Here is a 12,038-nt window from a genome sequence, read left to right on the forward strand (position 1 = left end):
CCTTTAAAAGAGATCTGTTTCCCTGAACCCGGCCTTCAAATTAATTTTTAAGTCTAAAAACTGTTTTTTAAGGTTTATCTTGACATTATATTCTCCAGCCTTTAAATCAGACACATCAATTTCATAGCATCCCTTACCAATAGTTTTAATATTTAACTCCCTCTCATTCAGCAATACCTTTGGAGTCTCAGTTGGTGTGGGGTATATTTCAAATGGTACTTTTGGTTCACTTATTTCAACTTCAATTTCAGACTCTTTTAGACGGTATATGATTTTTTCTTCACGTTTTGATAGACTGATATAGGGTACCAAAACCTCTTCTGGTGTTGCTCCTCCATGAGTTTCCTTTGAGGGTCGTTTGGATAGAGAAGCATGTTTTAGAGCAACCAAAACATTAGAATTATCCTTACACTTAGAGCTGACAGTAATATAATATTCATCATTTAAATTTTTATTATCCTCAATAAAGGCATATCGTCCATCATGCTTAGCTTCGTCAAAACCAAGGGCTTTATTATTAAATTTTCTCAATGTTAAAAAGCTGAAACCATGGTCAGAGTAGATGTTTATTGTATTATAACCTGAAATGGATTTATTAGAAATTTCTTTTATGATATCTCTTATTATTTTGAGTTCGTTTATTAGGGTCTCGGGGTGTTTGTAATGTTCTTTATGGATGTATTCATCCAGTTCCCTGAATTTTTGGAATTCGTACTTGTTACACTCAGTAGTACTCGGGAGGTCAACACGCCGAATGTATGCATTTATTTCATATTCATCATCAAAATGCTCCGCTATCAAATTAAATATTAAAGGAAGCCATTCAACACCCAGACCATCAATCCAGCAATTAAACACCCCAAGTTCTTCTGGAATAATCTCAGGCTCTTCAATTTTATAAAACCATTTAGAAAATGATTCTTCATCCCTATTTTTCTCTTCAATTATTTCTTTCAAATTTTCTGAAAACTGGTACCTGATTTTAGAGATATTATATTCCTTAAAATAGTCTAATATCCAACTTTCAGTTTCTAAATTATATTTTATGTTATCCCAGTCAGTATAGTAATATAGGTCAGTGAAACAATCTTTCAAGTAAGGCCTGATGTTTTCTAAATCATCTACCTCAAGATTTTCTATTTTCTTAATTATAAATGACTTCTCAACATCGAGAATTCCCGTGATAAACCTTGCAATTTTTTCCCATGACAAATCTTCAAGCTTTTCAAGCTGATTTTTGATTTTAAAATCTTCTATTAACGGTATAACCTTCAATATTTCTTTTCTTTCCTCATAAAATTCTTCAATGTTATCTGCGTTAAATATTTCAAGCCAGAGGATTTCAATCAATTCACTATTCTCAAGAGTTTTCATACATTTAAAACAATGCGTTAAATAAGACTTGTCCTTTAAATTCACAAAATATGATTTAATTAGCCACTTATAAAAATCGCTCTTTTCATTCAGAAATGATTTGACAAAATGAGATCCTTTCAATTTTCTAAGATCCTGTACATTCAGGTAATCTTTAATGAGGGAAGATACACTTTTTATTCCAGTTCTACTCTTTTTATTGAACTCTTTAATTAGATTATTCCAATATAGAGACTCTTTTTCATCAAAATGTATCTCAACATTTATATTCATTATATCATTGAGGAATTCCTTCTGATTCTTAATAATCCTCAAATTAAATATTTCATCAGGAAGCCATTCTTCGTGAAAAAATGAAATTACGGGTAAAAATGATAAAAATCTATCATTATAATAAGTTTTTTTCCATAAATTAAACCAATCATGTGTATTTCTAATAATTTCAAATTCCTCTAATTCTAATTCTACTTCGAAATCAAAATCTGCATGATAAATAGTTAGTTGATCACTAGTTCCATTTAAACACCATATGGGAGCCCACTCATCTTTCCTATAAAATTCCTCCATGAATTCATTTGAAAACCTCTTGTATAGCCCCACAAGTGGAATATATATCTTGGTCTTATCATTAGTTTCTATTTCAGATAAGCCCTTTAATAGAGCATAAAAATCCTTTTTAGGTGAAAACCTTAGAAACTCCGAAAGAGGGACAACACATATCCTTGAATCCTTTTTAATGGCTTCTTTTATATTTTTCAGTATGTTATCAAAAGACAGCCATTCACTTCCATCTAGCATGCCATCTAAAGAAACTGTTTTAGAAATCTCCCCAATATATTCCATAAATTTTTTTAGTTCTTCAAATGAGTTTAGAAAAATAAATCTAACAGGATACCTATTGTCAGTCTGTAGATCGTTTTCCATCTCTAAAAAGAGTTTATTAAAGGAGTTGAACTCCTTTATATTTGAAGAAATCATAATCTCCCCATCAACCTTCTTATTTCTTCAGTGATGTAAGGGTTGTCTTCTATGAGTTTTATCAGGATCTTTTCCAGTTTTTCGCGATCTGATTTTTTTATTTTATTTTTCAGTTTCTCTGTTTCCTCATTACCGGATCCTTCTATGTCTTTATCAATTTGATTCCTGGTTTCTTTAGGATTTTTTATTAGTACTGGTTCATGTGGGGTGCTGGGTGTGTGGTTTATAATCCAATCTTTAAATTTGGATTCTGTTTCTTTTTCATCCCAGTGACTGATAGATTCTTGCATGTTCTTTTTAAGGTAAGTTAATATTTCGTTGCTTTTCTCTGAAATGGTTTCTTTTTCAATGTTGAGTGTTGCGGCCCAATTGCAGAATGCTTTTTTCCAGGTTTCTGGTTTGTTTTTAGTTTCTTGTATTATAATGGATTTGAGGTCTATTTCGTAGTCTGTTATTTCGTTAAGTAATTCTTTGAGTTTTTCAGGGTTTATTTCGTTGTCGTTCATTTTTGTGAATTCGAATATTTTTTTGAATTTTTGGCTTGTTTTTTCATTGGCCCTGGTTGTATATTTGAAGAGCCAGAGGGGGAATTCTTCTTTGTCAACCCATTTTTTGATTTCCCATTTGGTGTCGTTTAAGCTTTCTAAGCCTTTAAAGTTAAAGATGTTTGAGATGCATTCTATTATTCTTGTTTCTTCTTCTGAGCCTTTCCTGATGTGGAGTTTGTTGCGGTTTTTGTTGGTTTCCCAGTAATTGAATATTTCGAGGATTCTATCTCGCATTCTTTCTTTGGTCCATTGGATTCCAGTTCCTGAGTCGAAGAAGTTATCTATATATTGGCGCATTAAAAAGGAGAGTGCTGCGATGTTTATTTTGGATTTGTATAGTCCATATGGGGGTTTTGATAAGAATTTTAGTTCATCTCCTAGGTTGAAGTTGTTGTCGGTTTGGGTTTCGATGGTTTTTTTTATTTCTTCTTGCATCTGTTTTAGTGGGTGGTTGATTATGTCTTTTTTTAAGTTGAGGTTGGTGTCTACAATGTAGCTTCCGTCGTTGTCTTTTAGTATTGATAGGAGGTATTTATCAATGCCTGTGGCTTTTTCTTCTATTACTGATCTGTTTTCTGAGAATAGGAATATTTCGGCTGCTTTTTTTGATTTTTCTGGCTTCCAGACGTTTTTGTTCTGGTTGATTTTGATGTTTTCAAGTCCCTGGTTAAATATTCTGGGTGAGAAGTATTCTTCTATTTCTTTTCCAAGTTTTCGGAATAGGAGTTTTTTTTCTTCTCCGTTAAAGAAGCAGGTGACTGAAGTGTTTAGTATTTCGTTAATCCATTTGTCTATTGTTTTTTTGGCGTGATCTTCGTTTTCTTCTTTTTCGTCATTGTAGTTGTGGTTGCCTGCTATGATGCTTCTTGATTTGTAATCTAGGAATCTGTTGAATCCGTCTTCGCCTAGTTCTTTGTCGCTTAGGATGAGTAGTTTGTTTTTAATGTGTTTTGAAGTTTCTAATAGTTGGTTTCTGATTTTTTCTTTTTCGAAGTTGTTTATGCTTAAGAATAGGGCTATGGGGACTGCGTAGTCTTTTTTGAATTTTTTTTCTAGGATTGATTTTAGGTTTGATGTGTTTCTTGGTGCATCTAATATTTTGATTTCTATTTCGCGCAGGGCATTTATGTTGTTTTTTAGTTCTTTTTCCTGTTCGGAGTTTAGTATTTTTGTGACTTTGTTATAGATTTTTTTAAGGGTTTCTTTTTCTTTTTCTATCTCTTCTGGGGGTAGTGAGGAACTGGAGATGATGAATAGTCCGTCAGGGTTTTTGTTGATTATTTTGTTTTTGTCTATATGGTTTAGGATGTCTTCTACTTTTTTTTCGTTGAGGTGTCCTTTGAGAATGTTGGAGATGTTCTTGGTGGTTGGTTTTAGGATGCTGGTTTCGCTTAATTCAACGAGACGGTATATTAGGTTTAGGAGGAGGATGGTTTTGAAGACGGTTGTGTAGTTTTCTCCGGATTTTTTGAGTTTGTTGTTATATAATTTGTAGCGTTCCATGACAGAGTAGACTTTTTCGTTTTCTATCCTGTTAAAATCGGTTAAGAAGAAGTCCCATAGGTAATCGGTTGTTAGGAATGGTTTTTCTTTGATATTAGAGTTTAGGAATTTTTTGAATCCTTTTTTTTCATCGTATAAGAATTTGAATATGCTTCTTTCTGTTGATCCGATGTTGCGTGCGATTATGGTTGCTATGAAGGCTGTGTATGGGTGTATTGGGAAGATATTTTCGAGTGATTGTGTGGTGTTGTTTTCATGTCCTGAGATTTTTTCTATGATGTCTTTTATTTGTGGTAGGTGATTGTTTTTGAGGGATTCCCATTTTTGGGGGTTTTTCTTTTTTATGCTGTTTTCGATTAAGTGGTATGTTGTGATGGTTTCCATGGAGTATTCGATGAGTTTGAATCTTCCGAGTATTTTTTCAAGGTCTTCGTCTTTTCCTTTGTTTTTTAAGTGGTATGGTGTTCTATGTGAGATTATGAAGAGGTAGATGTCGTGTTTGGCGGATAGTTCTGCTATATTTTGGACTTCTGTGATGATTGGACTGATGTTTTCTAAGTCCATGATTCCGGTGAATTCGTCCCAGAAGATGATTAAACTGTCAGCAATGCCTCTTTCCTTGAGTTCATTGTTGATTTCTTTAAGCCATTCGTGGATGCTTGATGTTGAGTTGATATTAATCGCGTTTTTTAAGAGGATTTTTTCGATTTTTCTTTGGATGTTTATGTCTTCGTTTTCAAGTAATTTTATTATTTTTTCTTTGTCTCCATATAATTTTTCTATTTCAGTTCCTTTAAAGAGGCTTTCAAAGTTTAGGTGTCCTTCGTTTAGGACTTCGATGAGGGTTTGAAAGTCTGTTTTTGTCCTGAAGTCGAGTCCTGCTTTTTGTAGGGATTTTTTAACGGCTCTTTGTATTTGTAGTCGGAATTCTCCGGCGTCGCTAATTCCTGATGTTCCTTTGATTATGATTGGGAAGATTTTCTTTTTTTCTCTGAAAGATTTTAATTTGGCTTCAAGTTGTGGGTTTTTAATGTCAAAGTCGTTAAGTATGTTGGTTTCGTCTGTGAGGAGGTGTTTAATGACTGCGGCTGCGTGGCTTTTTCCGGTTCCGTATGTGCCCTGGATCCATATGGATTGTTTGTCTTCGATTCGGTTAGTGGTGAGTGAATCTAGGGTTTTGGATAAAACTTCTCGAAATTTATCTGTTGGGATGAATGTTTTCCAGTGGTCTTCTATTTCGTTTTCGAGGTCGTAGGCTGGTTGGAATCTTTCGTTTAGGGTTATTATGTCCTTGTATTTCATTATAAGGCACCTAAGTATATTTTAAGTATGTCTTTTGGGGTTAGATCGTCTCTTAAGTGTATGTTGTCTAGGTCGGCGGCTAGTTCAACGTTTAAGGTTCTTTCTTTTCTTTCTTGTAATCCTCTTAGTGTTTTTTCAAGTTCTTCTTGTGGTAATCCGAATATCTTGTATGGTCCTCCTCTGGTTTCTTCGTTAAAGAGTTCTGTGATGGTGAAGTTTCTTCTTGAGGTGTTTTCTGCTAGTTTGTATAGGGAGTAGGCTACTGCATATGGTTCTATGTTTCTTACTCCGGCTTTGGTGATGGATTTAACTGCTCTTCCTTTTTTTTCTATAATTCCAATTCCAAGTTCTCTGCCGAGTGGTGAATTGTCAAACATGTTAATCATGGCATCTATTGGGTTGCTTAGTGTGCCTTTACTGTATCCTGGGTAATCCTGGGTGATTCTTTCTTTGAGGTCTTGTTTATTAGTTGTAATTTTCCATGGGTTTTTATCTAGATACCATTCAACCACGGCTGAGTTGTAGTACATGTTATTCCAGATGATAAGCCAGGCTAAAGACCTGTCCTTTTCATAAATCTTTAATAATTGATGGCCCAGTTCTGTGATTGTTTTTTTAGTCCCATCAAGGATTTCTGCGTCGATAAGCCATCTTAAAACTGCAGGGACTTGTTTTGGGCCAAGAGTATTATTAGATAACCATTCTTCACCAGAAACAAAAAATTCATTTAACCATTCCTGACGCAGTCCAAAGGTTGAATATTTATCGATCCCACTAGTTTTCTTTTTCATTTTCCCACCAACAGAAGTATAGACAGATGCTGCTACAATACAGCCATTCTTTGAAAAATATGAGCATTTATGGCAATTTTCACAAAGATGAGGGTTAATTTTGACACCGCCTATTGATTTCAGTGCGAAATTAGGGCATTCAGATTCACAGATCCCGCAATTCACGCAAAAGGTTGTTTTATATAATACTTTTCTAATCTTGGATTTAATGGATGAATTTTTTATATTCGAGAATTCGATTACTTTTCTTTTCCCTGAATTGAAATTTTCGGATTTAAAGTTTATCTTGTGCTCATCTATTCTTATTTCTCCTTCAATAACCCCGTTGTGTTCCTTATAGATTCTTTCACCAAGGACTTTTGACCATTCCATGAAATCTTCTCTTGGTTTTTCAAGGATTCCTTTTAATTTGTCTTCTTTTTCGGAGAATATTATGTTTGATTTTAAGTCTAATCCCATCCCGCCGGCTCTTTTTTTCCATTCCCCGTTATTAATAAATTTTTTTATAGATTTCTGAGGGACACCTCTTGCTTTTGCATAGTCTTCAATGAATGAAATGTAAGGAGTTATTGATTCTTTATCGATTTTGGAGTTAACAAATTCGGTCCAGGAAGATGCGTAGGGACATATTATGCACCCTACCCTGTTTAAACCCCATCTATATGCCCTGTTTAAGTGCAGTTTTCGATAAAATATATAGAGGTAGACTTCAGTGATGTTCCATTCAAGGATAGGCCTGGCATTAATACTAGCTGAATGTTTAACTCCATGTTCAATCCTAGAGTAGTTTAATCTCTTAGAGCTTTCCTCAGACCTAACCCCTTCAAAAACGATGACGTTAGCATGTTCACGGGAAATGCTCCGAAGAAGATTATTAAAGGGTGCTGTTTTCAAAGCGTCAGTGCACCACCTTTTGAACCTGCTGGGTAAACCAGCATATTCCATCAATTTTATAGCGGTTTTAGCTGGTCTAGCAGTTCTAAATTCCAGGTTAGGGTATTTACTTAAATAATGGCTCCTGGTTTTCTTTAAATTCTCATATGTAAACTTGCTTTCAAGTGTGGTGTCTGAGAATACAACTATAAGTTTATCAGGTGGAATTACTCGTGTTACTAAATCTAAGACTGCTTGAGAATCTTTACCACCACTATAAGACACAGTGAAAACAGATTTATCCTCATAGTTATCATAGAGGCCATGAATGAAATCCATCGCCTCATTTTCCAGGATGAATAACTGTTTTTCATTTACCTTTATCAGGTTTTTCATGTTAACAGGCTTTATTTCCAATTTTTCATCCTTAATGTCTTTAATCAACTCAATTTTAGGAGTTTCGAAAAAGGCACCACCCTTTACTTTTAAGATGGGCTCACCATTATAGTAATAGGTACGGCCGATAGCCCATAATAAAGGCTCTTCACATTTAGGGTATTCAAGATATTCATACAATTTTAAGAGATCCATCTCTTCAAAAAACACCGGCCTTGGAGCATTAACACTATGATAAGCTTCAGTTAATACTGGAAAATTTCCATTAATATTCCACTTTAAATTATAAATTTAAATGCACCCCTTATAAGTTCGGATAAATTATTCACACTTTAAAATTCTTACCATTTTATTAAATTAATTCTATTAATTTAATATAACAGTTACTATCATAAAATTTTAGAAAAATATTTACAATAAAAATTAGAAAGCCTCTATTACTATAAAAGAGCAAATACAGTACTATTTATTGGGTTATGATGAGCTAATAACTGTGGATTAATTAAATAAAAAGTGACACTGAAAAACTGAAGCAGGGCCGTTCTTATAACTGATGATGAAGGTCGGGGTATATTCCTTCCCCCTGGGAGGTACTTGTTCTTCAAGGAACCCGGGAAAAAGTCCATCAGACGTTTGAAGGCAGATATCTCAGGAAAAGAGGATCTTAAGGGAAAGGAACTGATCGTTGATGAACATGGGTTCTACACATCATTCAGAAACATCTTCATATCCCTCATGCTCGATTACGGGGATAATATTACCATAAAGAAATCCTATATGGAATGGAAGGGTTTCAGGGCCGCTGGTGAAGATCCTGAGTGAAAGACTGTTATTTATGATTTCACTGAGGTGGTAGAGTTTCTCACCGTATCCTGATTCGCCGTTAACGTACCAGTGGAAACCGGATTCCACCATTTCACCTATAAGTTTCAGTGATAGGCGCCTGGCAGCCCCAGGGGCACCGGATACCTCACCCTGCGCCCTGCAGTCTGCAAGGAGTTCCATCTCATCCACGTCAGGTTGCCATTCCATGGAGACGTAAAGAACATTCTGAACACCATCACTGATGCTATCTTCAATTCTCCCATAGACCAGGGCCACGTCTATGGAGTTATCCCCTGGTCTGAAAAGCTCTGAATTGTAAATATCCTCCCTGGTTATGTGGTGGATTCTTAGGTCCCTGAGGGATGAGCCGGCCAGGAAACCGTTGAGTGTGTCTATTTCATCGCCAAAAAGCTCACCAGGTTTATTCTTTATGGATTCAATCAATTTTCTCCTAACTTCACTGGCCTCAGCATCGAGCTCCGGCCTTTCAGGGGCATAATTTAAGAGATGATCTGTGAAATCATCAAGGATTTTCTTTGAGCTGATATCCGAGGACCTTACAACATCATCTTCAGGGGAGATGAGAAGACCGGCATCATGGAGCAGGTTCCTGAGGCGGGGTTCTTCGGTGCCAAAAAGTTTGAAGGGACCCCCACCGGCGTTTTTATGATACAGGTCCCCTATCCTTATCTCCCGGAGCCCCTCCTCCTCCATCAATCTGATTACCGAGTATGCAGCGACATGGGGCTCAATGGAATTAAGGTGGATCCTCCTGATTTCCCTACCATTCCCCTCATCTGAAACAAGCACTCCGAGCCGTGAAAGTTTAAACATGTTCAGGACTGCTGAGACCGGGTTTTTAATTGTGGTCCCTTTAAGACCAGGTAATGCTTTACTGAATATTTCAACAAGATCATCCCCGCTTAGTTCGGTTTCAAAATCGGTTTCATCGCAGAATAAGCGAACAGCAGGTGAACCGTAATAGAATTCTGTCCATATGATCTGCCAGGCAGATTCCGGATCATGGAAATAGATTTCACGTATACTTCTGAAAAGAGGAGTTATCCCATTTTTATCTATGAGTCCTCCATCCAGGAGCCAGTTCTTAACGGCTTTAACCTGGACAGGTCCAAAGCTGTTCCTCTCAATCCATTCATCCTCATAGGTGAATATTGTCGGAAGCCATTCATCCCGCAGACCGAAGGTTGAGTATCTGTCAATACCGCCGCGAGGCATTATCATAAACTATAATTGAATGAGGCTAATAATAAAATTTTGGGGTGGTAATCTGGTTATAAAATATGTTAATCTCTCAATAGTATCTAGCAGGGAGGAGATAAAGAAGGCTCAGGATAAAATGAGCAGTATTTTAAAAAGCAGGGCCGATAAGGTAGTTGAAGGTGGTGCCGGCTTTCAGGGAGGTGAGGAACGAGGAAAGGTCTACTGGATCTCCGATCTTAGAATATGGTACATGTACAGGTTCATTGAGGGCAGTCGCCACTGGAACGGTTTTGGAACCGATGAACCTGAAGAGGGAGAAAACAGGACCATAATATGTGAAATAAATTCCCCGCCTGAGGGTATAAACAGGAGGATAGGGGGTGCCTTTGCACGTGACCCCCTGGGGAACTATTACCTTGTGCATCGAGGAAAACTTGGCGGGAACTACAGTAAAAAGTTGTTCACTGAGAAATACAGGGGTGAGTGGACAGAGGTCATCGATGGTAATCAGACATCAGAGGTTGTGGTTATAGGTAAAATAGATGAAAGCATCCCTGAAAAGATAAGGGACTTTGTATATGAAGTTAAAAGAATGAAAGAAGATTCTTCAAACCTACGGGACATGATACTGAAGGTCCTTCAGGAATACTCCAATGCAAGGAATGAATCATTCACAGGCCACCCCCTGGCGAAGCTAATACGCAGAAAAATCCCCAGGGAACTTGAAAGGATTACTGGAGATGAAAGATACCTGGTCAGGGGATCTGCAGGCCAGGGAAACTGGGCCACGATACCATGGATCGCAGTAATGGATCCCCAAATAACAGACACAACCAGGAATGGCCCCTGCATCGTCTACCTCTTCAGGGAGGATATGGAGGGAGTATACCTATCATTACACCAAGGCGTCAGCGATATAAATAAGGAATACGGTGGAAAAAAGGGCAAATAAAACACTAAGGGCCATGGCAGAGGAATTCAGGGGACAGATAAATCAGGAAGGTCTGCTTGAGGAAATTTCACTCGGAAAAAGGGGTCTTGCACCCCTCTATGAGGCAGGAAATATATACGCAAAGTACTATCCCGCATCAGCCCTTCCATCAGAGGAAGAAATTGAAGGAGACCTGAAACTATTCCTGAAACTCTATGATTCTCTCAAAAACATTGAAAAACCTCCCTGTGGGAAAGGAATATCATTAGAAGCTTCATTCTACGACTATTTAACTTCTCATGGTTTTTATTTTAAACCCGAACTTGTTGAGAACTTTCTCCTTGCCCTTAAGGTTAAGAACTTTGTTATACTGACAGGTAATTCAGGGACCGGTAAGACCAGGCTTGCCCAGCTCTATGGCCGTTACCTCTCTGAAGGGGAGAAAAGGTACCTTGTCGTTCCTGTTGGGGCTAACTGGACCGAGAAGAGGCATATCTTCGGATACCTTAACATCATGACCGGCGAATATCAGAGCACACCGACCCTGGACTTCATCATGAATGCATCAGAGGACCAGGAGAACCCCTACCTTCTCATACTTGATGAGATGAACCTCTCACACGTTGAACGCTACTTCTCTGATTTCCTCTCAGCCATTGAAAGCGGCGAGCCAGTACCACTTCATAACAGTGAATGTGATTTCCCGGAGAGCGTTGAGATTCCAAGAAACCTCCTTGTGGTCGGCACCGTGAACGTGGATGAGACAACCTACATGTTCTCACCCAAGGTCCTTGACCGGGCGAACACCATCGAATTCGAAACCACAGCACCCGAGGAATACCTGAGGGGATGGGAACATGAAAACCCGGAAGGTGACCTCAAATTCCTCGAAGACCCCCTCAATCACCACGAACCTCAAATCGAAAAGATAAGATCCGACCTTGAATTTGTATGGGACAGCCTGGTTTCTGAACTCCAGTTCTTCCACAATGCACTCCAGGAGCCAGGATTCGAATTCGGATTCAGGGTCACCGAGGAGGTGCTCAGATTCATGCATGCAGCCTGGATCTACAAGGGACGCCCGAAGCCATGGAGGGGCTGGGAACGGTACATGGACGCCCAGATAAAACAGAAGATCCTCCCCAAGATCCACGGCCCAGAAAGACTCCTTAAGGGGACGCTGGAGGATCTCAGGGACCACTGCAGCGGAAAATACCCCGCCTCGGAGAGAAAACTCAATGAAATGATAGAAACCCTCAAAATCCAGAGGTACGTCTCATTCATAAGGTAGATGGG

6 protein-coding genes are annotated in these 12,038 nt (G+C 37.8%); 2 read left to right on the forward strand and 4 right to left on the reverse strand.

All coding sequences use genetic code 11. The features are described from left to right. Positions 1–3: 3 nt before the first annotated feature. From pglZ to FZP57_RS04215, 4 genes are all read right to left on the reverse strand, one after another. Positions 4–2,352 carry a BREX-4 system phosphatase PglZ gene (gene pglZ, locus FZP57_RS04200; RefSeq protein WP_191216537.1) on the reverse strand — a complete coding sequence of 783 codons (2,349 nt, stop codon included), beginning with the start codon at positions 2,350–2,352 and terminating at the stop codon, positions 4–6. Beyond that, complete coding sequence (locus tag FZP57_RS04205; RefSeq protein WP_191216538.1) at positions 2,349–5,705, reverse strand: hypothetical protein; 3,357 nt, start codon at positions 5,703–5,705, stop codon at positions 2,349–2,351. The genes pglZ and FZP57_RS04205 overlap by 4 nt, the downstream gene beginning before the upstream one ends. Next, positions 5,705–7,960 carry a DUF4007 family protein gene (locus FZP57_RS04210; RefSeq protein WP_191216539.1) on the reverse strand — a complete coding sequence of 752 codons (2,256 nt, stop codon included), beginning with the start codon at positions 7,958–7,960 and terminating at the stop codon, positions 5,705–5,707. Before FZP57_RS04210 ends, FZP57_RS04205 begins: the two co-directional genes overlap by 1 nt. 513 nt (positions 7,961–8,473) lie before the next feature. Continuing rightward, positions 8,474–9,832, reverse strand: coding sequence for a hypothetical protein (locus FZP57_RS04215; RefSeq protein ID WP_191216540.1), 1,359 nt, complete (start codon positions 9,830–9,832; stop codon positions 8,474–8,476). Positions 9,833–9,947: 115 nt separating this feature from the next. On the opposite strand from FZP57_RS04215, the gene FZP57_RS04220 reads away from it, so the two are divergent. Then, entirely contained in the window at positions 9,948–10,763 is an 816-nt protein-coding gene (locus FZP57_RS04220; RefSeq protein ID WP_191216541.1) for an MrcB family domain-containing protein, read from the forward strand. After that, the gene (locus FZP57_RS04225; RefSeq protein ID WP_238337997.1) at positions 10,744–12,033 is read left to right on the forward strand and encodes an McrB family protein; all 1,290 of its coding nucleotides are present in this window, start codon (positions 10,744–10,746) and stop codon (positions 12,031–12,033) included. The genes FZP57_RS04220 and FZP57_RS04225 overlap by 20 nt, the downstream gene beginning before the upstream one ends. Positions 12,034–12,038: the final 5 nt, after the last annotated feature.

The sequence above is a fragment of the Methanothermobacter sp. THM-1 genome (assembly GCF_009914355.1).
GTDB classification, from domain to species: Archaea; Methanobacteriota; Methanobacteria; order Methanobacteriales; family Methanothermobacteraceae; genus Methanothermobacter; species Methanothermobacter wolfei.

What these genes read in the sequence shown, in the direction of transcription:
- pglZ (WP_191216537.1), bottom strand. Translation starts at nt 2,352, where the DNA reads ATGATTTCTTCAAATATAAAGGAGTTCAACTCCTTTAATAAACTCTTT.
- FZP57_RS04215 (WP_191216540.1), bottom strand. Translation starts at nt 9,832, where the DNA reads ATGATAATGCCTCGCGGCGGTATTGACAGATACTCAACCTTCGGTCTG.
- FZP57_RS04210 (WP_191216539.1), bottom strand. Translation starts at nt 7,960, where the DNA reads ATGGATCTCTTAAAATTGTATGAATATCTTGAATACCCTAAATGTGAA.
- FZP57_RS04220 (WP_191216541.1), top strand. Translation starts at nt 9,948, where the DNA reads ATGAGCAGTATTTTAAAAAGCAGGGCCGATAAGGTAGTTGAAGGTGGT.
- FZP57_RS04205 (WP_191216538.1), bottom strand. Translation starts at nt 5,705, where the DNA reads ATGAAATACAAGGACATAATAACCCTAAACGAAAGATTCCAACCAGCC.